General features: G+C 45.1%; 22 protein-coding genes and 1 pseudogene. 5 read left to right on the top strand and 18 right to left on the bottom strand.

The features are described 5' to 3' along the window. Positions 1-7 precede the first annotated feature (7 nt). The 13 genes from A8806_RS08715 to A8806_RS08775 all read right to left on the bottom strand — a co-directional run bounded on the left by A8806_RS08715 (position 8) and on the right by A8806_RS08775 (position 16,197). Positions 8-1,030, bottom strand: a complete 1,023-nt coding sequence (locus A8806_RS08715) for a CotS family spore coat protein (RefSeq protein ID WP_109730802.1) — start codon at positions 1,028-1,030, stop codon at positions 8-10. 62 nt (positions 1,031-1,092) lie between these two features. Further along, entirely contained in the window at positions 1,093-2,427 is a 1,335-nt protein-coding gene (locus A8806_RS08720) for a CCA tRNA nucleotidyltransferase (RefSeq protein WP_109730803.1), read from the bottom strand. Between the two features lie 62 nt (positions 2,428-2,489). Next, positions 2,490-4,142: an ATP-binding protein gene (locus tag A8806_RS08725; protein ID WP_109730804.1), complete on the bottom strand. Its 1,653-nt coding sequence runs from the start codon at positions 4,140-4,142 to the stop codon at positions 2,490-2,492. Between the two features lie 15 nt (positions 4,143-4,157). Continuing rightward, entirely contained in the window at positions 4,158-5,210 is a 1,053-nt protein-coding gene (locus tag A8806_RS08730) for a metallophosphoesterase family protein (RefSeq protein WP_109730805.1), read from the bottom strand. Positions 5,211-5,301: 91 nt separating this feature from the next. Beyond that, positions 5,302-6,693: an asparagine--tRNA ligase gene (gene asnS, locus A8806_RS08735; protein WP_109730806.1), complete on the bottom strand. Its 1,392-nt coding sequence runs from the start codon at positions 6,691-6,693 to the stop codon at positions 5,302-5,304. An 86-nt stretch (positions 6,694-6,779) separates the two neighbouring features. Then, positions 6,780-7,772 (bottom strand): Gfo/Idh/MocA family protein, encoded by a 993-nt coding sequence (locus tag A8806_RS08740; RefSeq protein ID WP_109730807.1) that lies wholly within the window; start codon positions 7,770-7,772, stop codon positions 6,780-6,782. Positions 7,773-7,983: 211 nt separating this feature from the next. After that, the gene (alsE, locus tag A8806_RS08745) at positions 7,984-8,670 is read right to left on the bottom strand and encodes a D-allulose 6-phosphate 3-epimerase (RefSeq protein WP_109730808.1); all 687 of its coding nucleotides are present in this window, start codon (positions 8,668-8,670) and stop codon (positions 7,984-7,986) included. Positions 8,671-8,683: 13 nt separating this feature from the next. Further along, positions 8,684-9,715 carry a sugar ABC transporter substrate-binding protein gene (locus tag A8806_RS08750; protein ID WP_109730809.1) on the bottom strand — a complete coding sequence of 344 codons (1,032 nt, stop codon included), beginning with the start codon at positions 9,713-9,715 and terminating at the stop codon, positions 8,684-8,686. A gap of 93 nt (positions 9,716-9,808) precedes the next feature. After that, on the bottom strand, positions 9,809-10,768 hold the full coding sequence (locus tag A8806_RS08755; protein WP_109730810.1) for an ABC transporter permease: 960 nt from the start codon (positions 10,766-10,768) through the stop codon (positions 9,809-9,811). Positions 10,769-10,784: 16 nt separating this feature from the next. Further along, entirely contained in the window at positions 10,785-12,266 is a 1,482-nt protein-coding gene (locus A8806_RS08760; RefSeq protein ID WP_109730811.1) for a sugar ABC transporter ATP-binding protein, read from the bottom strand. A gap of 35 nt (positions 12,267-12,301) precedes the next feature. Beyond that, positions 12,302-13,525 carry an anhydro-N-acetylmuramic acid kinase gene (locus A8806_RS08765; protein ID WP_109730812.1) on the bottom strand — a complete coding sequence of 408 codons (1,224 nt, stop codon included), beginning with the start codon at positions 13,523-13,525 and terminating at the stop codon, positions 12,302-12,304. Positions 13,526-13,792: 267 nt separating this feature from the next. Then, entirely contained in the window at positions 13,793-15,598 is a 1,806-nt protein-coding gene (locus tag A8806_RS08770; RefSeq protein WP_109730813.1) for a histidine kinase dimerization/phosphoacceptor domain -containing protein, read from the bottom strand. Positions 15,599-15,609: 11 nt separating this feature from the next. Then, entirely contained in the window at positions 15,610-16,197 is a 588-nt protein-coding gene (locus tag A8806_RS08775; RefSeq protein WP_109730814.1) for an ANTAR domain-containing response regulator, read from the bottom strand. A 96-nt stretch (positions 16,198-16,293) separates the two neighbouring features. On the opposite strand from A8806_RS08775, the gene A8806_RS08780 reads away from it, so the two are divergent. The 5 genes and pseudogenes from A8806_RS08780 (at position 16,294) to A8806_RS08800 (ending at position 19,075) form a co-directional block, all read left to right on the top strand. Beyond that, complete coding sequence (locus tag A8806_RS08780; RefSeq protein WP_109730815.1) at positions 16,294-16,524, top strand: helix-turn-helix domain-containing protein; 231 nt, start codon at positions 16,294-16,296, stop codon at positions 16,522-16,524. After that, a pseudogene (locus A8806_RS08785) lies at positions 16,520-16,923 on the top strand (Uma2 family endonuclease). The gene A8806_RS08780 and the pseudogene A8806_RS08785 overlap by 5 nt, the downstream one beginning before the upstream one ends. Before the next feature lie 513 nt (positions 16,924-17,436). Continuing rightward, complete coding sequence (locus A8806_RS08790; RefSeq protein ID WP_242996004.1) at positions 17,437-17,643, top strand: hypothetical protein; 207 nt, start codon at positions 17,437-17,439, stop codon at positions 17,641-17,643. A gap of 45 nt (positions 17,644-17,688) precedes the next feature. Continuing rightward, entirely contained in the window at positions 17,689-18,234 is a 546-nt protein-coding gene (locus A8806_RS08795; protein ID WP_109730817.1) for a Uma2 family endonuclease, read from the top strand. Between the two features lie 343 nt (positions 18,235-18,577). Then, complete coding sequence (locus A8806_RS08800; RefSeq protein ID WP_109730818.1) at positions 18,578-19,075, top strand: QueT transporter family protein; 498 nt, start codon at positions 18,578-18,580, stop codon at positions 19,073-19,075. A gap of 51 nt (positions 19,076-19,126) precedes the next feature. On the opposite strand, the gene A8806_RS08805 is transcribed toward A8806_RS08800, so the two are convergent. The 5 genes from A8806_RS08805 to A8806_RS08825 all read right to left on the bottom strand — a co-directional run bounded on the left by A8806_RS08805 (position 19,127) and on the right by A8806_RS08825 (position 25,835). Continuing rightward, on the bottom strand, positions 19,127-20,908 hold the full coding sequence (locus tag A8806_RS08805; RefSeq protein WP_109730819.1) for a sensor histidine kinase: 1,782 nt from the start codon (positions 20,906-20,908) through the stop codon (positions 19,127-19,129). Positions 20,909-20,917: 9 nt separating this feature from the next. Beyond that, a complete protein-coding gene (locus A8806_RS08810) occupies positions 20,918-22,504 on the bottom strand; it encodes a response regulator transcription factor (protein ID WP_181368634.1) in 1,587 nt (528 codons plus the stop codon). A gap of 132 nt (positions 22,505-22,636) precedes the next feature. Beyond that, positions 22,637-23,620 (bottom strand): ABC transporter permease, encoded by a 984-nt coding sequence (locus A8806_RS08815; RefSeq protein WP_109730821.1) that lies wholly within the window; start codon positions 23,618-23,620, stop codon positions 22,637-22,639. 35 nt (positions 23,621-23,655) lie between these two features. Beyond that, a complete protein-coding gene (locus tag A8806_RS08820; RefSeq protein WP_109730822.1) occupies positions 23,656-24,855 on the bottom strand; it encodes a sugar ABC transporter substrate-binding protein in 1,200 nt (399 codons plus the stop codon). Positions 24,856-24,869: 14 nt separating this feature from the next. Beyond that, entirely contained in the window at positions 24,870-25,835 is a 966-nt protein-coding gene (locus A8806_RS08825; RefSeq protein WP_109730823.1) for an ABC transporter permease, read from the bottom strand. Positions 25,836-25,848 lie beyond the last annotated feature (13 nt).

The raw sequence follows: 25,848 nt of genomic DNA on the forward strand, positions 1-25,848 counted from the left end.
CAGGCAGTTATAAATTAAAAGTAAATATATTCTCTAAAAATCGCAGTTTTTCTTCCGTCTGCGTAATTGCTGTCTGGAGTTTCTCTACATTTTTCTCGGGGATCCACGCTTTGTTCGAGTGGTAATAGGTATTTGCCGTTTTCCAGAACTTTTCCGGATAGGCAAGGCTCAGTGCCATATACTCCAGTTCCCGCGTATCCAGCGGACGTATCTCCTGATAGGCCGAAAGCATGGACTGCCCCAGGTTCTCGTTCCACTGGTGTTTTTCCATCACTTTCCGCAAAAAATAATACAGGTCCTGGACCTGAACGTCCACCCGGAAGTGTTCGAAATTTGTCGTCGCAATCCCGCCCGGGGTAAACAGCACGTTGTGATAGTTGTAGTCCCCGTGCACCAGTCTTAGTTCTTCGATGCTTTCCTGATACAGGCTGTCATATCTGGAATTCTCCAGCCTCTTGATCACCTGCTCTGCAAGTGAATACATCTGGTCAAAATATTCCAGAAACAGAAACTCAAATGCGCCTTTCGAAACTTTATTTCTAATAAAAGCACGCACTTTTTTCAATTCCCGGTTATGTCTGAGAAACTCATCCTTCAAATGCCGTCCTGTAGGCGGACGTATGACCGCATCCTCATCTATTGGGTCCATATCTCCGACAATCTGGCTCCACTGCATTTTCTGATGAAGCTGTGCCAGATTTCTCGCAGCCTGAAGCACTTCATATTCCCGTTTCACATCACATTCTCTGCCAGAAAACCATTTTTTCAGCATGTATCTGGACCCGTCTCTCGATACACTGACCAAATCCCCTTCTTTGTTATAGACCGGAGTATCAACATTTGGATAACCTGCCGCTTCCAGATTCTTAAGGACAATATACAATAAAGGGACACGCCTGTCTGAAACATCAGCTTCCTTCAACAGCATCGTGCCCTCTTTTGTGTCGCAAAAAAACGCACCCCTTATTTTGCGGGTGCCTTTCACTTCTATATCATATTGTTCTAAGACTTCTAATTCATAATCTCTCATGGCTGCCCCCTGTTTCTACGATTTAACTCTTTCTAATCTATGAAAGGGACAGCCTGAGTATGCTAAATGCCAAGCTTTTCTTTTACATAATTACATAATTTTTCTTTCTCATTCATCTCTGGTTCATCAATGACAAGCTCCAGCAGTTCATTGAGTATGTCTCCCATCTGTTTTCCCGGCTTCATGCCAAGCTTCAGCAGATCTCTGCCGCTTACTTTGAGCTGCCTTAGAGTCACACACTGGTCATTGATCAGCGCCTCCTGATACAACTCACGCATTGCCACAATATTTTCAATCTTTGCGCGCCGCTTATATGGACTCTGCGCCTTGACATCCGCCATACGGACCGCCAGATAATAAGGGAACAGCTCCACGCCGATCCGGTTCATGGCACGGCGGACATTCTGTGGAGTCGCCTCAATCCGGTAATCGTGGTAGCAGACAAGGCGTGTCACCGTCTTAACCGTTTCATTATCAAACTTCAGGCGCCTGAGGACTTTCCGCGCAATCTCCTCGCTGACGAGTGCGTGGCCTTTAAAATGATCAACACCTTTTTCATCTGTAGTCTTCATCGCCGGCTTTCCCATATCATGGAAAAGCATTGTAAGACGGAGAATCTTGTCCTTCTTGACATTTTTCAGCGCATGGAGCGTATGGTCCGCCACATCATACCTGTGATGGCGTGTATTCTGTTCCACGCCTACCATCGCATCCCACTCCGGAAGTATCACCTTCGTAATACCCAGCTCATACGCATCCTGAATCAGCTCCGGATGGTTCGATGTCAGCAGCTTCACAAGTTCTACCTGAATCCGCTCTGCACTGATATTTTTTAAAGTAGGAGCCAGCGTCCTGACCGCCTCGGCCGTGTTTTTCTCAATCGGAAAAGCAAGCTGCGCAGAAAACCGCACCGCCCTCAAAATCCTGAGCGCATCCTCTGAAAACCGCTCCATCGGATCACCCACACAGCGGATCAGGTGGTGGTTCAGGTCCTGCATCCCGCCAAACACATCCACAAGGCGGATCTCATCATTATAAGCCATCGCATTGATCGTAAAGTCCCTGCGCCTTAAATCCTCCTCCAGATTCGTTGTAAACGTCACCTCTTTCGGATGACGGCTGTCCTCATACTGCCCGTCAACCCGGTACGTCGTTACCTCAAACCCGTCCTTACCGATCATGACCGTGACCGTCCCATGCTCAATCCCGGTATCCACCGTCCTGCGGAACAACCGCTTAATCTCCTCCGGCTTCGCTGAAGTCGTAATATCCCAGTCCTCCGGCCTGCGGCAGAGAATCGAATCCCGCACACAGCCTCCCACCGCAAAAGCCTCATAGCCATGCAGCTGAAGATTATTAATAATCATAATCACTTTTCTTGGCAACTCTATCTTCATGTAAATCTTCCTTTCAAAAAAGGGACATCCGCAAAGGGGTCAGACCCTTTTGCGCTCCGTTTTCAGAATTGTTTTATAATTTCCTGCTCACGTTTTTGACAAGTAAATATTATAACTTGTCTTTGCTGTTCGCTCAACCATTTTAAAGTAGATTTTAATCTTTTTTCGTCATAAAATGCAAATGCATCATCGAAAATGACCGGAAGCGGCTCTTCATAAAGGATTTCCGCCGCTGCCATTCTCAGCGCAAAATATACCTGCTCGATCGTTCCGGCAGATACCCTCTCCACCGGAATCCGCCGTCCGTCTTCCAGCAATGTCATATTCAGCTGTTCGTCGACAAGGAGCCTTGTATAACGTCCTTCTGTTATCTGCCCTAAAATACCGGAGGCTTTCCGGTTCAGTATGTCCCCGAACCCCTGTACCATTTGGCGGGAGGCAGACAGCAGCTTCTCTTCCGCCATCTGCAGCGCCTGGCTTGTCATTTGCAGGTTTTTAATCTTCGGCTCAGGCATATCCAGTTCCGCAAGCTGTTCCTGAAGATTCTGGAAACGCACCTGCTTTTCCTTCCATTCCGATTTTATCCTCTGGTTTTCCCATTTCAGCTTTTGCAGATATTCTTTTTCCTGTTCTATTTTTTCAGACTTTTGAAATTGTTTGTCATTACCCTGTTGATTTTCTATTTGCTTCTGAAGTTCTTCTCCGCCATATTTTTTATGAAACCGATGGCGTATTGACTTTATGCCGCCAAAACAAACCAGAAGAATGCCTGCCGCAAGAATCATCCATGACATGGCCGAAATGGCTCCGCCTCCTGTAAATATGGACTGCGATCCTGTGAAGAAACTCCAGATTCTACCTGCAATGCCCGCGATGATTCCCAGTAATCCAAGGGGTATGTAGCTCTTGCCCGAATCTGTATCTGGATGCTTCTTCTGGCCAGCATCTTCGTTATATGCTTCGCCCCGCCCGTCTTTATCCGGTTCATCCATCTCCCCGGGCAGTTCCATATCCCGCAGCAAATCCCGGGAAGTTTTGAGTTTCTCCTGATTATCTTCCAGCTCGCTTTGCAGCTTTTCGGCATCCTTCGTGACGTACTGGCATTCGCGGCGGATTACCTCCCGCTTTTCTTCCTGCTTTTCATACAGTATCTTTATTTCCTGCTCAACGGACTTCTTCCGCATCCGCAGTTTATCCAGAGCACCTGACAAATCCACCGTGCTGCTCCCGGTCTCATAATAATTGGCCGCGTAATTTTTCAATTCCTCCGCCAGTTCCTGCCCCGGCCGCGCTGAAAGCTGCCCGACCGCAATTGTATTATCGAAGGATTCTTTCGTCATCCCGCCAAGCAGCATCTCCAGATCACCGTCTTCAACAGATAGTTCCTCCCCGTCATCCTCACAGACCAGACTTGCACTTTTCGTATACCTGTCAAAACTCCGCTCCAGCCGGAACTGTTTCCCGCCGCTTGTAAAACGCATGATCCCCGCGTAATAATTGGGATTCTCCCAAGGCTCATAGCGGCTGAACTCATCGTTTTGCGCAGCCCTTCCCCTGCCGCGGTCAAGGCCGAAAAGCATCGCTTTTATAAATGCATAAATCGTAGATTTTCCATATTCATTTTCACCATAAAAAATCTGAATCCCATCCTCCATAAAAAAATGGCAGTCCGAAAATTTTCCAAAATTCTTTAGATAAAGTTCCCTTATCTCCATACTCTTCCACTTTCTTTATATCAGACTGTTCTCCAAAAGCGCCTGAACCCCTTCCTGTAATGCCTGGTATTCTATACTTCCTTCTGTACAGCCTGAGAACTCACCGATAAACTTTCCGATCAGGTTATCCTGATTTTCTTCATACAATTTCTGATAGTCGTAAGCCGGCCTCGTCTCATCCTCAATCTCGAGAATATTTCCATACACATCCATATGGGCCGTATCAAACTCCACATCAGCGTCCCGGTACCCCCTCAGAATAAACTTATACACATTCTGAACACCGCGCTTTTCCACAGTTCCTTTAATGTAATCCTTCACACTGCCGTTCGTCATAGACTCATTTACCCGCAGCGCAAGATGAATATATTCACGGGATGCATAAGGAACAAACTCAACATGGGTCCCCTTCTCCGTAATTTCCCCCCGGACAAAGCCGTGCTGCCCGGTATCATTTTTATCCACAGGCTCCAGCGCCCCTGCGTAGACAGCCAGATTTTTAACCAACGCCTGCGGTTTGTGGATATGACCCAGCGCAACATAATCAAACCCCGAATTTTCAAAAGCATCCGTTCGGACAGGCACATGCTTCTCGTCCCCGCCATGCGCCAGAAGAATCTCATATTCCGCCGTCCCCGGGGCTTTAAGGTTATAGCGTTCCTCGCGTATCTCCCTCGCATGATAGCTGAATCCGTACACCGCCAGATTAAATTCCTGCAGCATCACATAACCAAGCTCACTGCCAAGCAAAGGGTGGACATTCTCATTCCACTGGAACGTACGGTAATAGGACCCCTTTTTTATATAATCATGGTTACCCACAATAAAAACAACCTGAGTATGTGACAATGTGGAAAACAGATAATTCACTTCCTTTAGCTCCCTCAAAAGAGGCTGCCGGTGAAACAAATCACCTGCAATAAGCAAAACATCCGTTTTTTCCTCCTCACACAGGGCAATAACCTGTGAAAAACTCTCCCATATCTCCTGCGGACGCCCCGCAGAATAAGCACTTCCGGCATCCGGCTGCGCCCCGAGATGCACATCAGCAATGTGGATAAATCTCATCATTTCCTCCATAATCTCCATTTTGGTACACCACAAAAGTCAATTGGGGACGTAACCTTTTTGAAGTTTGTTACGTCCCCAATTAAATGTTCTATAGTTCGCAGTTATTCACAGTTCTCGGGAATGGCACTACGTCGCGGATGTTTGACATTCCTGTCAGGTACATGACGCATCTTTCGAATCCAAGGCCGAATCCTGCATGTCTTGTTGAACCATATTTTCTCAGATCGAGATAGAATTTGTAGTCTTCTTCATTCAGGTTCATTTCTTTCATTCGTTCTGTCAGCTTGTCGTAATCGTCTTCTCTCTGGCTTCCCCCGATGATCTCGCCGATTCCCGGCACCAGACAGTCGACTGCTGCCACTGTCTTGCCGTCTTCGTTCAGCTTCATGTAGAATGCTTTGATTTCTTTCGGGTAATCTGTTACGAATACAGGGCGTTTATAAACTTCCTCTGTCAGGTAGCGCTCGTGTTCTGTCTGAAGGTCTGTCCCCCAGTGTACCTTGTACTCGAACTTTTCATTGTTTTTCTCAAGCAGTTCGACTGCTTCTGTATAAGTAACTCTTGCAAAGTCTGAGCTGACTACATTCTGGAGTCTGCCCAGCAGCCCCTTGTCCACAAAGGAATTGAAGAAGTTCATTTCTTCCGGTGCGTTCTCAAGAACGTAGGAGATTACATACTTCAGCATGGCTTCTGCCAGGTCCATATTGTCATCCAGATCTGCAAATGCTATCTCTGGTTCGATCATCCAGAATTCTGCGGCGTGGCGTGTAGTGTTGGAATTTTCTGCGCGGAAGGTTGGTCCAAAGGTGTAGATGCTTCTAAACGCCTGTGCAAATGTCTCCCCGTTGAGCTGTCCACTCACAGTCAGGCTTGTCTCTTTTCCGAAGAAATCCTGACTGTAATCAACGGTGCCGTCGGGGTTCTTCGGTACATTTTCCATATCCAGAGTTGTGACTCTGAACATCTCGCCCGCACCCTCACAGTCGCTTCCTGTAATCAGTGGTGTGTGGACATATACGAAACCTCTCTCCTGAAAAAATTGGTGGATCGCATATGCAATCAGAGAGCGCACTCTGAATACTGCCTGAAACGTATTTGTTCTCGGACGCAAATGTGAAATTGTTCTGAGATATTCGAAACTGTGCCGTTTCTTCTGCAGCGGGTAGTCCGGTGCGGAGGCGCCTTCGACGGAAATTTCGTCTGCCTGAATCTCAAATGGCTGCTTTGCCTGTGGTGTCGCTACCAGTGTTCCGGTTACTACGATCGCTGCCCCTACATTCTGTTTGGAGATCACATCGAAGTTCTCCATTTTATCATGATATACAATCTGCAGCGGTTCAAAATAAGAACCGTCGTTTACAACAATAAATCCAAAAGTCTTAGAGTCGCGGATACTGCGGATCCATCCTCCAACAGTTACCTTCTTGTCCAAATATTCTTCTCTGTTTTTAAATAATTCTCGAATTGTCAACAGGTCCATACCAAATACTCCTTATTCCCTTTATATTTTATCCTTCATAAAACACCGGACGGGTGCGGTGAATCACCAAACACACTCTGGCACTATTATAACACTGAATCCGCCTGAAATTCAATCCCGTTCTGTCTTCTGGCCTCATCTGTAACCCGCAAAGTATCCAGAGAATACTTTTTGTAGGGATGTTCAATGCATTTTCCCTTCACTAGCCGGGCAAATTCCTGTACCTCGTAAACCATATTGTTCTTTGCGGGCGTATAAGGGACAGCTTCTCTTCTGCCGTCCCGGAACACGATTTCCAGCGTATCCGGCTGTGAAATTTTTCCTATAAGAATACTTCCCTCTTCTCCGAGGAATATACTCGGATTGACAGATTCCGTAATTTTTGAGTAAACCGCCTCGGCAGTCACATCCCCATACTGCATCATTACGATTCCATTTCCCTCAAAACCATTTTCAAGTTTCGTGGAAAACGCTTTTATTTCCTGCGGCATACCGAGCATTCTGACTAACGTGTGTATACAATAGACTCCGATATCCATAATTGCTGCATTTGAAAGTTCAGGGTTGAATGCATTGAGGATCTCACCTGCACGGAACTTATCATAACGTGAAGAATACTGGCAATACTCCATCGTCACACGCCTCAGCCTGCCGATGCGCGGAAGATTCTCTTCCACCAGCCTGAATGCAGGGTCAAAATCAGGCCTCATGGCTTCCAGCAGCACGACTTCATTCTGTCGGGAGCATTCAAACATCGCTGCCGCTTCTCTTTCATTTACAGCCATAATCTTCTCACACAAAACATGTTTCTTATGACGCATGGCCTCAATTGCCTGCGGACAGTGTGCATAAGTAGGCGTTGCAATGTAAACAGCCTCTATGTCTGACTGCAGAAATTCCTCATAGTCCGTATAAACATTTGGAATCTGATGCCTGCAGGCAAACCCGTCCCCTGTCTCCTGTTTTCTCGAATAAACCGCATATAGTTCCACATCCGGCACTTTTGCCGCTGCTTCAGCGAGCCAGTCACTTATAAAATTCGTTCCTACAATTCCCAGCTTCAAATTTCCTTTCCTCATCTTCCTGATTATTTCGATCTTAGTTATTTAACCTTATTTTTTATATAATACTTATCATATAATAGTAAATATAGAATACCATCTTATCCTTATAAGTCAAGATATTCCCGCCTTTCAAGTATAGATACGTATCTGTTTGCTAAAAAAATATATCTTTGCACATTAGATCTCCTGTGCAAAGATATATTTCAAATTAACGAAATTTTTTCTTCTATATCTCAGGGCAGCCAGTCTCCTGCCTGAATATCTCTTCCATTCTGCCCCATGACTTTTCTAGAGTTTCTTCTAGTCTGAAAAGCCCTGAATAACCTACGATAAAGATTTCCGCCCCCGCATCAAACAGTTTTTTGTATGTTTTTTGATTACAGGATCCGTCTATCTGGATCTGGTAATGATACCCGTTTTCTTCCTTCAGGCGTTTCGCCAGCCTTACCTTTTCCAGCATCTCTTCAATAAACGGCTGTCCTGCAAATCCCACGTCAATCGTCATAATCGTAAGCAGGTCAATCCGCTTCAGGTATTGTTCAGCCATACTAAGGGGCGTTGCCGGATTCAGCACAACCCCTTTTTTGCATCCCAGATTCTCTATCTCATTCAGAACCCTGTATGCATTCGCATTGATTGTTTCAGCATGAGGAGAAATATAATCCGCCCCGGCATTTGCTACGCGTTCAATCCAGTCCAGCGGGTCTGTCGTCATCAGGTGAACGTCTATCGGCTTTTTTGCGACACTTTTAAATACTTTCACCATATCCGGGGACAATGTAATATTTTTGCAGTAATGCCCATCCATGATATCTACATGGTACAGATCCGCATGCCGGTTTAGTATTTCCATATCCTCCCTGATATTCAGAAAATCCATGCACATCAGGGACGGTGCAAATTGAGGTCTCATCCTGTCCCTCCTGTTAAGGCTGATAATCCGGCAGATACTGCTGGATTGCTTTTACGGCTTCCTCTGTTTTCATATTCTCCGGAGTCAGGATGAACACGCCTGTATCTACCTGTTTTTCCACCGTTTCGCCATTCAAAAGTTTCATAATAGATACAACCCCCTCATACCCCATTGTATAAGGATTTTGAAGTGCTGCTGCATCAATAATCCCTTTTTCCATTGCTGTTAAAACATCTTCACTTACATCCACCACGCATAATTTCACTTCATTTGTAATACCTGCTTTATTAAACGCATTTAGTGCCCCCTGTGCTGCAGCGTCATTAGTAGCAAAAATCAGATCCAGATCGGGATTTGCCGTCAGGAAATTGGAACAAATATTTTCTGCTTCTGCAATATCTGATTTTGCCAGCTGGATTCCCAGATATTCCATGCCTGCATTTTCCGCCATCGCCTGTTCAAAGCCATCAGGACGGTCTTTACCTGCCGCAAATTCATAGCTGTCACCGATGATTGCATAACTTCCCTTCGTATCCTTTCCCAGCTCCTCCAACATATGTTCCCCTAATTTTTTGCATCCTTCTATATTATTCGTGTAAAAGAATGAGTCCGCTTCATTTGGCTCTACACCACTGTCCACAGTCACAACATGGACGCCCTCTGCAATTGCATTTTTCACAGGTTCCAGAAGTGCCTCAGGATCTGTAGCTGCCAGAACGATTCCATCCACCTGGGCTGTAACGGCATTATTCATAATGTCAATCTGCCCGGTCGCATCCCCGTTTTTCGGAGGCCCGTCATATTTCACCTGAATATTACCATACTCCTCCTTTAAGTCAGCTGCCGCATCCTCAGCCCCCTGCTTTACAGCAAGCCAGTATGCGGATGCTGTTGACATCGGGATTACCTGAATCTCTGCTGTATCTCCACTTTTCGTATCTTCTTTTTTAGAGCCTTCCCCAGAACCTCCGGCCCCATTTGTCCCGCATGCGGTCAGGCCTAATACCATACACATTACCAAAGCTGCTGCTATTTTCTTTTTCATAAATTTTTCATCCTCTTTCTTCTATAATTTTATATCTTGTTTCCTTAACCGGATAACCAGCCTTTACACTAATTGATATTCTCTTGTATTCTCTTACATTTCTTTCCTTCTCCGTACATTATCAATAAATACGGCGCATACAAGAACGATTCCGATTAAAAGCTTTTGCCAGTATGTGGATACACCCATAAGCTGAAGCCCATTTGACAGCACGGTCATAATCAGTGCCCCAACCAGCGCCCCCGGTATGCTGCCTTCACCACCGAACAGACTCCCTCCGCCGATAACAACGGCCGCGATTGCATTCATTTCATATCCCTCTCCGGCAAGTGCCACACCGCAGTTTAATCTGCACAGCATCAGGGCACCCGCGATTCCACTCAGAATACCGCTCATTAAATAAATCATAAATAACTTTGTCTTTACCTTGATCCCCGAAAATCTGGCTGCCTCCTCGTTACTTCCGATCGCATATGTATACCTTCCAAATCTTGTCTTGCTTAATAAAACATGAGCCACGACCGCGAAAATCAGTGTAATGATCGTGATACTTGGTATTATTCCCAGCAGATTCAGGTTTGAAAATGCTTTGATGGAAGCCGGCAGACTATAAATATTATTCCCTCCGCAGCTCAGCAGGGCAACTGCCTCAAATACATACATCGTTCCCAGCGTGGCAATAAACGCGGGGATTCCCAGTATGGCCACCAGAATTCCATTGATTGCTCCAACAAATGCTCCCAAAAGAATTGCCAGTGTTATCGCCAATAGCACCGGTACATGGTATTGTGTAATCAAAATCGCAGACATGATACAGGACAGCCCGACTGTCGTGCCCACTGACAGGTCAATCCCTTTACTAACGATTACAAACGTCTGTCCTACCGCAAGCAGTCCTACTACTGACACCTGCTGCAGCAGGTAATATAAATTTCTTGTGGAAAAAAATCCCTTGGCAATTACAGAGAATACCAGCAGCATAAGCACCAGTACTAAAAGAACTGTCAGTGAATTTAACCTTTCCTTAAAAGCTTCTTTCTTTTTTGTACCCATTTTATACACCTCCCGCTTATCTCTGCTGTGCCAGCATCAACTCTTCTTCTATTGTTTCCCGCCCGTAACTTCCTGTGATCCGCCCTTTTGCCATGACCTCAATCCTGTCGCAGACCCCTTTCAGTTCCGGGTTATAGGAAGAGATCACCAACACGGCACATCCCTGCTTTGCAAGTTCTCTGATCACCTCATATACCTTGGCTTTTGCAAGAACGTCTATCCCCTTTGTAGGTTCGTCAAAAATCAGGATCCTTGCACCGGAAGCAATCCACTTCCCAATAGATATTTTCTGCTGGTTTCCGCCGCTTAGATTCATCAGCTTCTGTTTTGGCGAACTACACTTTACACCTAGTTTCCCTATCATTTCTTCTGCCATCCGGCTGATGCCGCGGTCATCAGCCATTCCTTTTTTAATTACCTCTTTCCTGCCGGCAACCAGACTTGGTATTGACAGGTTAAACTGAAGAGACATCGTCAGGTTCAGCCCGCCCGTTCTCCTGTCCTCATTGATGTAACCGATTCCGTGCCTTAATGCATCATTTTCATTCCTGATATATACTTCTTTGCCGTTAACAAAAATATGTCCGCATTTCGCTTTATCTTCGCCGATAATCAGATGTGCAAGTTCCGTGCGTCCGGCCCCGATCAGCCCCGAAAGCCCAACCACTTCCCCATAGCGGACCGTAAGGTCCAGAGGGCTCACTACCCCTCCGCCAAACCCTTTTAATTCAAGGGCCGTTTCTTCGGTCGTATAATTCTGATATGCCGGGTAGAAATCGCTTGCTTTTTCCCCGATCATGAAGCCGACAAGCTGATTCTCAGTTAAGCCTTCCATCATACCGTGGAAAGCAACTTTTCCGTCCTTCATGACAACGCATCTGTCCGCCATCATGATGGCATCCTCCAGATAATGTGTGATAAAAATAATAGTGAGGCCGTCCTGCTTCATCTTCCTCATAATCTCAAACAGTTTTTCTTTTTCCTTTGTCGTCAGCGATGTGGTAGGTTCATCAAAAATAACAATTTGGGGATTTTGGGAAATACATTTTGCAATCTCACATATCTGCTGCTGGGAAACACTCATACCAAGCAGTTTCCTGTCCGGCGCTATATCATCGATTCCCATTCTCGCAAGCATTTCCGCGGCAACTTCAAGTTGTTTCTTCTTATCTACAAAAGCTCCTTTTAGAGGCTCATTTGCCAGCACAATATTCTCTGCCACCGTCAAATGGGGAACATTACTCAATTCCTGAAATACTATACCAATCCCGTTTTTTCGGCTCTCCTCGGCACTTCCCAGCTCCGCCTCCCTGCCTTCAATGAATATCTGTCCTTCGTCTTTTTTATAGACTCCGGACAGAATTTTCATCAGAGTGCTTTTCCCTGCGCCGTTCTGCCCGAGAAGTGCAAGGATTTCACCTGAATACGCCTTAAAGCTCACATCATCTAATGCCTTATTGGAAAAGAAAGTCTTGGTAATATGTTTAAATTCTATCATGTTCCATTTCCCGCCTTTCTTATTCCTGAGATTTCCTATTCACTGTCATCTGTTCCAAGGGCATACTTAGGTGCTACACAGATATGTCCCAAAACGTTATACTTTCTTGCCCTGCATGCACCTGGCACATTATTCGCACTCTGGTGCACGGCTGCATAACCTAATGTGGCAAACTTCATGGCCTCCTTGAACTGGGGTGGTATTCCGATTGCAAAAGAAGTTTCTACTTTCAGTTCAGGCAGTCTCTCCTGAATATTTTTCAAAAGGGTCTTATTATAAGCACCACCGCCGCTTGCATACATTACCTCTGTATCAGACAGGTCGACAAACTCACGTATACTTGAAACAATCGCTTCCGCCGAGAACACATTAAAAGTCGCCATAATATCTTCATCCGAAAGATGGGAGTATTTCTGCCTCATTTTTTCAGAATATTCACAGTCAAAATCATCTCTCCAGGCTGATCTCGGATAAGGTCTTGTTAGAAAATCCGCCGTCATCAGTTCCTTTAACATTTCCTCATCATACTTTCCTCTGGCTGCAATAGCTCCGTCTTTATCATAATTCACACCAAAATATTGTTTTGCTATGTAATCCATCATGATATTCCCGGGTCCACAGTCATACCCAAGCATTTTCTTTCTGTTTTTGTAAACCTTGTGAACATTAGATATTCCGCCGATATTCAAGGTCAGGGTTGGTTTTTCATTTCTGAACAGCACATAGTCTACATACTGCATCAAAGGTGCCCCCTGCCCTCCTACTGCATGGTCTGCCGGACGGAACTGTGATACGGTCGTGATGTCGGTATAGGCTGCAACCACATTTCCATCACCGAAGCAGAATCCGTATGCATAAATATCATCCAGAAACAGATCCGGATAATCATTTTCAAACATTTCATCTGTAACCGCATCTGCCTTCGCCCTGTCTGTCTGATGGAGGAATACCTGCTGCCCGTCCACTCCGATGCATTCAATCTCATCCGCCGTGTGCCCGGTTTCTTTCAGCAGTTTTTTTACCGCAATCCCAAAAAATCCTCCTATTGCATAGTTTAATTTAGCAAGATCGTTAAGCCCAAGTTTTAAGTCAAATGCATCCCAGATCATCTCGTTCAGACGCTTTGGCCAGTCAACTGAAATTCCCCCCAGATATTTCGGAGGGTTTGGCTGGTGATCCTCTGCCATTGAAATCTCCGCTAATACACAATCCACTCCATCACAGGAACTGCCACTATTTAATCCAATAATTAATGCCATAACATTACACACCTTTCTTTTTTGTTATTGCCACAGGGGTTTTCACCCGGGAAAGAAAGCATTCGTACAAATACAATTAGCCGGCGTAGTATTTATCTGGCTGCCCGCGTGATAACGCAAAAAACGCCAACACAATAAATTGTGTTGGCGTCCATAACCTTTACACGAAACTATGCAAATCAACCATGAATTTGCTTTCTTTCTCTTCTGTTTGAGCCAATAATACCATTCATTTTTTCTTTTGTCAATAAGTTTTATGCATTTTTATCATAAAAATATATTTTCGTTTGCTTTTATTATGATATATGCACCATTCTCATTTCGGAATTCTACACTTCCTTTGAATTCATCACAGACAATGGACTGAATCACCATTAACCCGATTCCGGTCTGATCATCCGGATCGAAGTCATCCGGGAACCCCTTTCCTGTATCCCTGTATTCGATTATGATCATGTCCTCCCCGCGGCTGATCCTGATGTCAATCTTCAGGTCCTCTTTCCTTGCATGTTTAATACTGTTATTAATTAATTCATTGACTACAAGTGCCAGAGAAGCCGATCTGTTGTACGGCACAAAAACTTTATCAGTATGTACTGTGACTTCTGCACTCTGGCTGTAAAACTTCTGTATTTCCCCGATAATCTCTTCAATGTCGGCCACATTTCTCGTTGAAGGGTCATGGGCCAGAATATTATGGATCGTTGCGATGCTCTTAATGCGCCCTATGATTTCCTCGATCATCTCCCCCACTTCACCGACACTGTCAGGATTATTCAGTTTGTGACGGAGCATCAGTTTTTCCATCTGAAGCAGACTGATGATCACCTGCAAATTGTTCTTTATCCGGTGATGGCTTTCCTGCAAAAGAACCGAACGCCCCTTCAGGCGCGAATTCTCGATCAGCATCGCGATCTCACGTCCTATCAGTTCCAGATACAATCTGTCTTTTTCGGAGTAAACATAATAGTTCCGATAGAAAACCTGAATCACACCCACATTCTCCCCGTTTGATTTGATCGGGATGCCAAGAACAGTCTCCATGTCATGATTATCATGATCTTCAAAACATGAAAGGAAATCGGAATTCTCAAATATACTAAAATAATACATCTCCTGTTTTTTATTTAGTTCTTCCAATATCTCCTTTTTCATGAAAGGCACCCTTGCGCCTTCTTCATCCGAGATCCGCATAATGCTGTTATTTTTTTCGTCAATCAGATATATTCTGCAGTGGGTCGCTTTCAGCTCTTTTGTTATCCTTTTTGCCAGCTCCTTCATCATATTGCTTTGATCATAACCTTCTCTTATTTCTCCGATACCCTGACTCAAAGCCTGCAGGAACTCTTCCTGCTTCTCATCTTTCTTTAATCTTTCCCCGCCGAGCATGACATGATATATCTGTGCCGGATTTTTCTTGATGTCTTCCACTAGATACTCTCCGAACGTTTTCCCGTGCGCAATCACGGTAACCTCTTCGCCGATTTTTACAGAGTCCTCCCACTGGCTCGTAAAATACAGGATCATCGTCCCCTGCTTTTTGAGCATCTCAAGTACTCTGAGAAAGCAGCTCATCCCTTTATAAGAAAGTCTTCCGTGGATCTCATCTACCACCAAAAGCCTCGGTTTTAGCGCTGCGGCTTTTAAAATTGACACAAGTGTCCTCTCCTCCTGCGACAGATTCCGGACCTTTGTTCTAACATCCAGCGAATAATCCACCTCTTTCAAAAGTGCAGCACACCTCTGCTCAATTTTCTTTTCCGAAAGGAAAAACGGAATCTTTTCCGTAGAAAGCATAATATTGTCCGCCACCGGCAAGTTGTAATATAGATTTTTTTTCTTGGTAATGAATGCAACCTGATTGTCCTGAACCTTTGCATAATACTCCCCGCCATCCATCGTTATAGTTCCGGACTGAATCGAATTCTCCTCGTGCAGTATCTGCATAAACTCATCGATTGTGTTAATATTGGGACAGATGACGGCCTGTATCCTTGGACCATCCACCATGATACTGACATCCCTGATCCTGCTTCCGGGCGTTTTTCCTGCGACATGCTCCATGCAAAACATATACACACCCCCTATGACAGCAGTTTTTCCGCATCAATGATTTCCCGGGCTATTACCACCAGTTTTTTATTTTTATCCCTGCTTTTTTTCTGCATCTGCTTCATGGCTTCAGATTCCTTCACGCCAAACCGATCCATCAGGATTCCCTTCGCCCGCTCGACCAGCTTGCGTTCCTTAAGCGCCATGTTCAGATTCTCATGCTTATCACTCATCTCTTTAAACTCTTCGAATCTGCGCAAGGCAACTTTAATCGTCACCTCCAGCTGCTTCTCGTCAATGGGTTTTAACAGATAACCGAATACACCAACTTCATTTGCCCGGTCTACCAATTCCCCGGAAAACTCACCCGATACGATAATAGAAGGAATCACTTTATTACGGTTTACCTCCTCTAAAACAGACAGACCATCCCTTTCGGGAAGATTAATGTCCATCAGAATCAGATCCGGCTCTGTTTCTTGAATCTTTTCCAGCGCATCCTTCCCGTTCGCAGCACTTCCCGCAATGCTGTACCCCATTTCCTTAACCATGAGCTTGAAGCTTGTCAGGATGACAGCCTCATCCTCCGCAATAAAAACCTTTAATTTCTTCGTTTCCATACAGACCACCTTTCCAACACCACTTGAGTCTTATTATAAAGACCAGCCTGAGATAGGTCAACTTCATTATGTTTGTTAATTAATGGGAGGCTGCCAATGGCAATTCAGTACAAAACTAATATTATTTCTGCTTTAAAAACAGCAGGATATTCTACTTATCGTCTCCGCAAAGAAAAATTACTTGGAGAAGCCACATTGCAAAAATTTAGAAACAACGAATTAGTATCATGGGAAAACATATCTATTATTTGTAAACTGCTTAACTGCCAGCCTGGAGATTTAATGGAATATGTGCCAGATACAAATGAAACTATGAAACGCAATTGAAGATATCTACGCATTGCCTGATGGCGTACGTGCCGAACTGATTGACGGTCAAATTTATTACATGGCTCCACCAAGCAGACGACATCAGGGAATATTATCTGCGTTGCATCTTGAAATAGGCTCCTATATAAAATCCAAAGGTGGCTCATGTAAAATATATCCTGCGCCGTTCGCCGTATTTTTGAATGAAGATGATAAAACCTATGTGGAACCTGATATCAGCGTCATTTGCTCACCTGACAAGCTAAATGACAAAGGCTGTGCAGGCGCGCCTGACTGGGTGATTGAAATAGTTTCACCGGGCAGCAAACGCATGGACTACTACACACCTTTGCTGATTCCGTAAAGGCAGGCATCTATGAAGATCTGTCAATTGACTTCGGTCAACTGAATATTTAACCACTGCCGCCCCTTCCATTAGGATTGAGGGCGGTATTATTTCCCTTTTTAGGGGCTTTAAAATTTCTTTAAGTTCTCGCATTCTCTTTTTTGTCTCAGTAATAGTATCAGCGTATACCGAGTAACTTTTATATTCATATTTAATACGCCCTTCATATCGCCCATTGGCTCTCTGTCTTAGCCCCGACGGCAACTTTTTCCCACTCTTATCAACTGCCATGAAATCACCGCCTAACCTACAAGACTCTCAAAAATCAGAGCCATTGCATAATTGAAGTGTACTGGGTTATTTCTGTTTGCCCCGGGTGTTGCCGCACCCTTGGGGTTTCATAATCACTAACGCTTTTATGTAACAATGCCGTGATGCTTTCCTGCACAATCCGATTAAACTCTTTATCCAATCTATTCATTAACCCTTTTATCTATGAACTCATTATAGTACATGTACATATATTTATTTATGTGTTATACTTAATGCATATTAGAAAAGGTGTCTCCATTCAAGAGTGCCCAGTGAAAGAAGGTGCATATATGCCACTAACTGAAAGCCAAAAACAAGCTCGTTATAATTATGCAAAGAAAAGTTTAAAGCGAATCCCTTTGGATGTTCAAAAAGAAAAATATGAGGAAATAGCTGCTGCTGCATCCAAAACAGGTGAATCCGTCAACGGTTTCATTAAAAAGGCTATTGATGAACGAATTGAACGCAATTCCGAATAGCCACCGCTACTGTGTCAATACTATTTCATGGAAGGATGTGTTAAAATGCCATTACCAAACCAGAAGAACGAATACACTGCTGATTATATTTATTCTCTGCCTGATGGGGAACGTGCTGAGTTGATTGACGGGCAGATATACTATATGGCCCCGCCAAACAGGAAACATCAAGAAATACTATTAGAACTTGCCGGTATTATCCGTGATTACATCAAATCCAAGGATGGCTTATGCAAGCTCTACATCGCCCCATTTGCCGTATTTTTGAATGAAGATGATAAAACCTATGTAGAACCAGATATCAGCCTCATTTGCTCACCTGATAAGCTAAATGACAAAGGCTGCGCAGGTGCCCCTGATTGGGTGATTGAAATAGTCTCCCCGGGAAGCAGGCGCATGGACTATTACACTAAATTATTCAAATACCGTACTGCCGGGGTACGGGAATATTGGATAGTTGACCCTGATAAAAACCGTATTATGGTATATAACTTTGAATCAGAGGATACTATCGAATACACTTTTACTGATTCTGTAAAAGCAGGCATCTATGAAGACCTGTCAATTGACTTCGGACAATTGAACATTTAATCCACTGCCGCCCCTTCCATTAGGATTGAGGGCGGCATTATTTCCCCTTTTAGGGTGTCGGAATTCTTATCAAAAAACCGTTTTAAGCCTTTACCCTTATATTTCTATCCTAAGGGTATTCAAATTGAAATTAGCCGCTTTTCGTCTGTCGTGGAGTCATGTTTTCCAATATCACAAATTGTGGATACGGCTTGATTTTCCCCTTCCCCCATGCTATACTAACAATCGTTCCCAAGCCCTGAAAAATAAGGTCTTACGGGCTTACCGGCGATTCCCGCCGTAAAATGAATCGTGTGTTCGAGACCTTCCACACGTAAAACAAAACTAAAGGAGAATTTGAAAAATGAAGAATTCAGGCAACAACAAAGTACTGTTTATGTCACAGGCGGCGATGATTGCCGCGATCTATGTAGTGATCACGGTCGTATTCGCACCATTCAGTTACGGAGAAGTGCAGGTCCGTCTTTCCGAAGCGCTGACAATCCTCCCGGTATTCACTCCGGCCGCAGTTCCGGGGCTGTTCATCGGATGTATCATCAGCAACATACTCGGCGGGTGTATCCTGCCGGATATTATTTTCGGAAGTCTGGCGACTCTGATCGGCGCCATATTCACGTGGCTGCTGCGTAAGAAGAGCAAGTTCCTCGCTCCGCTGCCGCCGGTTCTGGCCAATACGGTCATCGTACCGTTTGTCCTGCGCTATGGGTATCAGATACTGCTTCCTATCCCGCTTATGATGCTGACAGTCGGCATCGGGGAAATCATTTCCTGCGGAGTTCTCGGACTGATTGTATATGCCGCCCTGAGCAAATACAGACATGCCATTTTCAGAACTGCTTAAATGATATAAAAGAGCTGTCACAAAATATTTTGCGGCGGCTCTTTTTTACATTCAGACTTCTTTATTAATCACGGCAGGCAGTCTCACGACGACTTTGGTCCCCTGCCTTTCCTTCGAACTAATTTCCAGATTATAAGACTCGCCATATATGTATTTAATCCGCTCACGGATATTGCGGATGCCAATATGCGCCCCTCGGATTCTGCCTTTCGGCTGGTTCAGGATTTCATCGAGCCGTTCTCTCGACATTCCCGCTCCGTTGTCCTCTATGGATAACACAATCTCCCCCTCTTCCTGATGTGCGGTGATCGTAATGCATCCGCCTAAAATCTCCCCGTTCTCATCCTTATTTTCCAGAATTCCGTGAAACAGTGCATTTTCAACCAACGGCTGTATTACGTTCTTGGCAATCAGAATGCCTTTTACCTCTTCATCCACATCCATTTTTGTTTTGAATGTCCCTTCATACCTGTACTTTTGTATAATCAGATACTGTCTGGTCACATTCAGTTCCTGTTCTACGGTATCATAAACTTCTGATATCTCGATACGCAGCCTGTCCCGAAGGATTTCGATCATGGCCCTGTTTACGGCAATAACATCCTCATTCCGTTCCTTCTGGGCCAGATATGTGATCGTATTCATGGTATTGTAAATAAAATGAGGGTCCACCTGTGAGACAAGCAGGCTGTAGCGCATCGTCTGCTCCAGCTTTTCCTTTTCAATCAGCTCCTGAATATTGTCCTCCAGTTTACCAGCCATAATGTTAAAGGATTCACTGGCTTCCCCGATTTCATCCCTGGACTTAACAGTGACCCGGGCACTCAGGTTTCCTTTTGCGATTTCGCCCATCTGCCGTGAGACTTCCCCGAGCGGGCCCACAAATTTCCGGACAAGCGGCACCATGACCGCAACCACGCAGATCCCGAAAATGGCTACCAGAATCTCGTTAAGCAGAATCAGTGAACGGTTATTTGCAATAATTTCCTCCCTCGTAAGCCTGCTCAAAAGCTTCCAGCTACGGTTCTGGGAATAACGCACGACCGTGACTCCGTCCTCATCCCGATGAAAGCCTTCCATATAGCTGTCCCCTATCGTCAGATCGCTGAGAGCCGTATTCACATCAATATCGGAATCTTTTACACTCGGCGCCACCTGCACATTATCCCCGTTTAAGAGGAGAAAATCATTACAGTAATCATTGACATCCTGTGCAATGTAGATGATCTCGTCATAAGAGGCCACAATGACAGCCTGCCCTGTGATCCCATTCTTGCCGTACTGCCGGGCATACCCGTAGCCCATGTTAAAATTGCTCCCGAAAAATGCCGTTGACTCTTCCTTCACAAACGTAAAAGGCTCTACGAACATGCTGTTCTTCTCTTCCTCCCTCATCTTCGGAAGCACCTGCTGCTGGATATGTGATTTTACACTTTGGGAAATCCCGACCGTGTTAAAACTATAGTTCTTCTCCCCCCTGCTGACATTCAGATAGATTCCCAGTACCTGATTCGGCGGCAGGCTGTCCTTGCGCCCCATCCCGGACAGATAAAGGCGTATCTTCGCCGCATTTTTCTCGACCGGTTCTTCCATATAAGCCTCAAGCAATTCATTCAACCCGTCGTCTTTGCCGACAACAGTGGAAAAACGCTCCACCTCGTCAAAGCAGCGTTCCATCCGCATCATAATCTGTTCATTAAAATTCATGGCATTCTCCAGTTCCTTCTCGCCCGATGAGAGGTAAACAATATGCGGAAGCAGTACCGTCAGGGTAAAAAACATCACCAGAAACACTAATATCTGAGAGAGAAGCAGTTTATTCTTCAGTTTCATAATATCCTGTTAACCTTTCCGTTTATATTCGTTCGGGGTGAGCCCGGTAAACTGTTTGAAAATCTTGCTGAAATACTGGCTTGATGTAAATCCTGTCAGTTCAGCCACCTCATAAATCATATACTCACTCTGGTCCAACAGCTTCTTCGCCTTCTGTACCCGGATGCCGTTCAGATAATCGCTGACTCCGATTCCCACTTCCTCTTTAAACTTCGTGGAAAGCCACGAATTGCTCAGGCTGACTTTCTGAGCCACCACATTTGTAGACAATTCGGGGTCTTTATAGTTTTCCTGTAGAAAATTCAGGGCCTCCTGTATCACCTCGGAATAAGAGCCCCTGCTGTCCTCTCCCGAAATCAGCTCAATCTCACTCATCTTAAATTCCAGAAAGGACGCGACTTCTTTTGGATTTCTAAAATCATATGTTGAACTCGATTCCGTCATGCTGAACCTGCGGCCGCTTTTTTCACCGAGAAGCGAACCCTCGAAACGGCTGACAGCATCCAGCATTCCCTTTGCATACCATAGGTACGTTACAATATCCTCCTGCTCAATGGCTATTTTTAAACGTTCTATATAACGCCTCTGGGCATCCCTGTCCCCATTCTTGATTCCATTAAAAATCTGTTCCGCAGAAACAGAGGGTGCCTTTGCTTCCGCGTTTTCCCCTGACAGACCGCTGCTGAATTCTGCAATCTGAGGTTTTCCCGTCACATAACGCCGCCATAACTGTTTCTTATTCTTCTCATAAAATCTACCAAACTGCCGGACTGAGCATCCTTTCGCATAATAATAAACGCTGAAGCTGCAGGATGTTTTCTCCCCCAGCCCTGCAATGATGCGCCGTGAAAACTGATACATCCGGTCATTGATTTCTTTCAGCGAAATCAGGTTACCGGCAAGCTCAAAGATGCCAAGGTTTACCTTATCATCCACGGCAAAGGCTGATACCATCTGCATGTCATATCCCGGCGCATATCTGGCACACATACTGTCAAATTCATAATCATAGGCCAGATCAGAACATGCGGTGGACGGAAGATAAGACTCAATAAAATCCGGCACCAGATTCTTGGCAAGTATCAAATAGTAATACCTTTTGTGAATCCTGATATACTCATTCTCATCCAGGATACTCTTATAATGTTCCTCGGGTTCATTCTTAAGAAACAGCGATTCAAGGATCATATTCGTTGTATACTGGTTCTTTGCACATTCTTTCTGAATCTCCTCTTTTAAGCCGAGGATCTTCTGGAGGAAGGATTCTTCATCCACGTCACTTTTTAACAGATAGTCATCGATCCCCAGCCGGATTGCCTGTTTCACATAACTGAAATTTTTATATCCCGACATAAACAGAATATGTACCCGCTTATCTATTTCCCGGATCATCGTGACCAGTTCCAGACCGCTCATCGTAGGCATCCTGACATCCGAGATCACAAGATGGGGCCTGTGTTTGCGGAACAGTTTAAGAGCCTGTTCGGCATCCGTAGTAATCCCGACGATCTCAAATCCGTAATATTCCCAGTTTATAATGTCTTCCAGATACTCCAGCGCAAGCTTTTCATCATCTACTAACAAAACCTTTATCATAACCCACCTCACCATTAAATTTCCGGCCGTTCTGGCCGGAATTTCCACCACGCCCCCATTGTATCATAAATGAATACCAGTAAACCACAACCGCCCCGGCGCATTTGCGCCGAGGCTCATAATAACTGCCTGCTATGCATTCAGCTTGGCATATTCTTTTTTCTCTTTCCTGCTGCTGATAAAGTCCATAACTCTCTGGTTATTATATGTAAAGATCATGATGACCAGCAGAAATATGCCGGATGCCGTGTCCTGCAGCGAGGCGGACAGCCCCAGGCTTAACAGCCCGGTCGTAAGCATGTTCAGCACAAAATTCCCGATAAAGATACCGATCAGCAGGTTGCAGTACTGCTCCAGCGCCAGCCCCACATAAATACCGAGCATACAGTTGAATATAATATTCGTGCTGGACATATACATCGGCGTATCGATGGATCCCTGTATGGAAATTTTGAGAAGCGCCGCCACTCCGAGAAATACTGAAGAGATCACGTAGCACAGAAACGCGGTCCTCTTTGTGTTGACACCCCCGTTTTTTGCAATCTGCTGTGAACTCGCACATGCCCGTACATTGTACCCAAACTTTGTATAGTTGAATATGATGTAAAAGAGTGCAAACATTACTGCGAAAATGATCAGGCAGTACGGGAAACGTCCTAGTGTCGTCGTCTCCCCCTTGATTGCCGTCACCCATGAGATACTCGCCAGGTTGGAAAGTGTCTCATATACCATACATACCCCGAGTGCTGTTACGATTGCCGGTACACGAAGGAGCCTGTACATGATCCCCGAGACTGTCCCCAGCACGATCCCAGTGCCGACGACAAGTACGGCAAACGTAACGAGTCCGATCCCGTGCAGATAAACCATTTTCGCCCCGAACATTGCCGAGAGCATGACCACCGCCCCTGCACTTAAGTCCATCCTGTCGCAGAGCATATTGCAGCACATGGCAAACGAGATCAGTGTCGGTGCCAGAGACTGCTTCAGATTCATGATGAGGCTTGCCGGTTTGCCAAATTTACCGCCTGAACAAATGAAAAACAACAGATAGACAAACACCGGGAGCAGAATCACTTTCACAGCATTTTTTATTTTAATGGATTTTGTAGCCATATTCGTTCCCCTTTCAAGCCGGAGTCTGCCGGAAGCTATTCTGATTTATGCCTGTTCATCGTATCGTCAATACTGTAGGATGCACCCATTTTCACAAGGTCCTCTGACGTTGCGTCTTTGTTATACTTCTTGATTACCTGCTTAAGTTCATCCGTTGTCCATGCATAAACGCCGTCATTGTGCAGATAAGTCATATAGTTGGAAAATTCTTCTCCTGTCTTACAGGTAATGAAGTTCACCGGCACTTCAACCTTTTCGTCTGAAAGCGGTGTGCCTTCCAATGTGTTGTACATGAAGATAAACGGGAATACAACATCCACATACTGGCCGCCGATGGCACATGCAACCTCACCACTGTCCAGCCCTTCCTGACAGTTTTCAGAAAGGTCACAGAATGCAATCTTGATCTGTCCTTCCCTGCCTGCTGATTTGATCGGCTCGGAACAGTATTCGATACCGAGCAGTGTAATTGCGATACCGTCTATCGTATCGTCTGCCGCGAGGAAGTCCTCAACTGCTTTTGTAAATTCAAGCCCTCTGTACTCACCGGCTTTCTGAATCTCCGGATGGTCCTCGAATGCCGCCATCATGCCTTCCCAGCGCCTGTCGTGGCATGTGATGCCCGGTTCATAGCCGATTGCTGCAATATTCTTACAGCCGGTGTCAATCAGGCTTGTAATAATATCATATCCTGCCTGGTAATCCGCCTCATAGGAACCGCCGACAAAGTATTTGCTCGCATATACCTGTTCCTTAATACTTTCATCGATCTGTGAAAAACCAACACCGAGATAAACATCATTGTCTTCACATATTTTCAGTCCCTGCAGAACCGCCGTCCCGGAGAAATTAGTTGTAATGATTCCGTCCACTCCCTGGGCACAAAGATTTTCAATTGCAGAAAGATAAGTCTCATCCGCAAAATTCTCGATGATGTAATAACTGAATTTCACACCAAATTCTTTTCCCATATAATCCGTGTAGGATTTTAACTTCGAACATAGAAAATCTGTTGTTGTGTGGATGACAACCCCAATCGTATAGTCTCCGTCCGGGTCGCCGCATGTCTCTCCCGCACCTGCATCATTCCCCCACACCTCATTCGTCTTTGCATCCGCTTCTTCTGTTTTTGCAGATGAATTATCTGAGTTCCCCTTGTCATTCGAACCGCTGCACCCCGCCAGCGAGAATATCATGACTGCTGCCATAATAAACGCGATCATTCTTTTTTTCATAACCTGTTTCCTCCTTATTTTAAGATTCCATCCGTATTCTTTTCATAGGTCAAGAATACGAGTAACAGCAGAATGAGCCCCTGTATCCCTTCGATCACACGCTCATTCACCCCTAGTATTATCAATCCGTTGCGCAGTAATATGACTGAAAAACTGCCGATCAGTGCACCAATGATTTTTACCTTTGACCCGCCTGAAAGGGGAACTCCGCCAAGGACCAGCGCTGTGATTACATTCATCTCCAGCCCCTGTCCTGTAGACGTGCTTACACTCCCGGCCCGCAGCATGAGGATGAACCCGGCGATTCCCACTGTGATGCCGCTGATTATGTAGGCTGTCATACGGGTACGGTTTACATGGATGCCTGCCTGCTGTGCCGCCAGCGGATTACCGCCTGCTGCTTTGTTTGCCTTTCCGATCCCGCTCTTTTCAAAGAGGAACCAGCAGATGACATACACCGCTATAAGCACCGCGATCTTGACCGTCCAGCTGTCATATTCATACATATACACCGGTATGCTGTATTTCTGCGCCGCACACACTGTATTCAGGATACCGCGGCACATATACATGATGCACAGAGATGTAATAAAAGGAGACACTTTTAAATATACGGATACTACTCCGTTTAGTATAAACCAGACGAGGGCAGAAGCAATATTGGTAATAAATACCATCCAAAGCGGAGCCCCCGCATTTGCCGCCAGAATTGAGATCAGCACACTAAACCCGATAACACCGCCGTAAGACAGGTCCATGCCGCCGTGCGAATATACAAAAACCGCTCCAAACGCCATAATCCCTACATATACGGTCTGGTTCAGAATACTCGTCAGGTTCCCCTTTGTCAGAAGCCTGCCCTCACCAAAAATCTGAAAGATCAGTATCATCAGTATCAATCCCAGAAAGGGGACCAGCTTCCTGAATACTTCCATGAGCCTCTGTGTACTTTCAGGGGCCTTTTTTACTTTTGTTTCCATGCCACTTTCCCCC

Origin of the sequence: Faecalicatena orotica (genome assembly GCF_003149245.1) — a bacterium.
In the GTDB taxonomy this organism is placed as follows: domain Bacteria; phylum Bacillota; class Clostridia; order Lachnospirales; family Lachnospiraceae; genus Faecalicatena_A; species Faecalicatena_A orotica.

What these genes read in the sequence shown, in the direction of transcription:
- A8806_RS08715 (WP_109730802.1), bottom strand. Translation starts at nt 1,030, where the DNA reads ATGAGAGATTATGAATTAGAAGTCTTAGAACAATATGATATAGAAGTG.
- A8806_RS08720 (WP_109730803.1), bottom strand. Translation starts at nt 2,427, where the DNA reads ATGAAGATAGAGTTGCCAAGAAAAGTGATTATGATTATTAATAATCTT.
- A8806_RS08725 (WP_109730804.1), bottom strand. Translation starts at nt 4,142, where the DNA reads ATGGAGATAAGGGAACTTTATCTAAAGAATTTTGGAAAATTTTCGGAC.
- A8806_RS08730 (WP_109730805.1), bottom strand. Translation starts at nt 5,210, where the DNA reads ATGAGATTTATCCACATTGCTGATGTGCATCTCGGGGCGCAGCCGGAT.
- asnS (WP_109730806.1), bottom strand. Translation starts at nt 6,693, where the DNA reads ATGGACCTGTTGACAATTCGAGAATTATTTAAAAACAGAGAAGAATAT.
- A8806_RS08740 (WP_109730807.1), bottom strand. Translation starts at nt 7,772, where the DNA reads ATGAGGAAAGGAAATTTGAAGCTGGGAATTGTAGGAACGAATTTTATA.
- alsE (WP_109730808.1), bottom strand. Translation starts at nt 8,670, where the DNA reads ATGAGACCTCAATTTGCACCGTCCCTGATGTGCATGGATTTTCTGAAT.
- A8806_RS08750 (WP_109730809.1), bottom strand. Translation starts at nt 9,715, where the DNA reads ATGAAAAAGAAAATAGCAGCAGCTTTGGTAATGTGTATGGTATTAGGC.
- A8806_RS08755 (WP_109730810.1), bottom strand. Translation starts at nt 10,768, where the DNA reads ATGGGTACAAAAAAGAAAGAAGCTTTTAAGGAAAGGTTAAATTCACTG.
- A8806_RS08760 (WP_109730811.1), bottom strand. Translation starts at nt 12,266, where the DNA reads ATGATAGAATTTAAACATATTACCAAGACTTTCTTTTCCAATAAGGCA.
- A8806_RS08765 (WP_109730812.1), bottom strand. Translation starts at nt 13,525, where the DNA reads ATGGCATTAATTATTGGATTAAATAGTGGCAGTTCCTGTGATGGAGTG.
- A8806_RS08770 (WP_109730813.1), bottom strand. Translation starts at nt 15,598, where the DNA reads ATGTTTTGCATGGAGCATGTCGCAGGAAAAACGCCCGGAAGCAGGATC.
- A8806_RS08775 (WP_109730814.1), bottom strand. Translation starts at nt 16,197, where the DNA reads ATGGAAACGAAGAAATTAAAGGTTTTTATTGCGGAGGATGAGGCTGTC.
- A8806_RS08780 (WP_109730815.1), top strand. Translation starts at nt 16,294, where the DNA reads ATGGCAATTCAGTACAAAACTAATATTATTTCTGCTTTAAAAACAGCA.
- A8806_RS08795 (WP_109730817.1), top strand. Translation starts at nt 17,689, where the DNA reads ATGCCATTACCAAACCAGAAGAACGAATACACTGCTGATTATATTTAT.
- A8806_RS08800 (WP_109730818.1), top strand. Translation starts at nt 18,578, where the DNA reads ATGAAGAATTCAGGCAACAACAAAGTACTGTTTATGTCACAGGCGGCG.
- A8806_RS08805 (WP_109730819.1), bottom strand. Translation starts at nt 20,908, where the DNA reads ATGAAACTGAAGAATAAACTGCTTCTCTCTCAGATATTAGTGTTTCTG.
- A8806_RS08810 (WP_181368634.1), bottom strand. Translation starts at nt 22,504, where the DNA reads ATGATAAAGGTTTTGTTAGTAGATGATGAAAAGCTTGCGCTGGAGTAT.
- A8806_RS08815 (WP_109730821.1), bottom strand. Translation starts at nt 23,620, where the DNA reads ATGGCTACAAAATCCATTAAAATAAAAAATGCTGTGAAAGTGATTCTG.
- A8806_RS08820 (WP_109730822.1), bottom strand. Translation starts at nt 24,855, where the DNA reads ATGAAAAAAAGAATGATCGCGTTTATTATGGCAGCAGTCATGATATTC.
- A8806_RS08825 (WP_109730823.1), bottom strand. Translation starts at nt 25,835, where the DNA reads ATGGAAACAAAAGTAAAAAAGGCCCCTGAAAGTACACAGAGGCTCATG.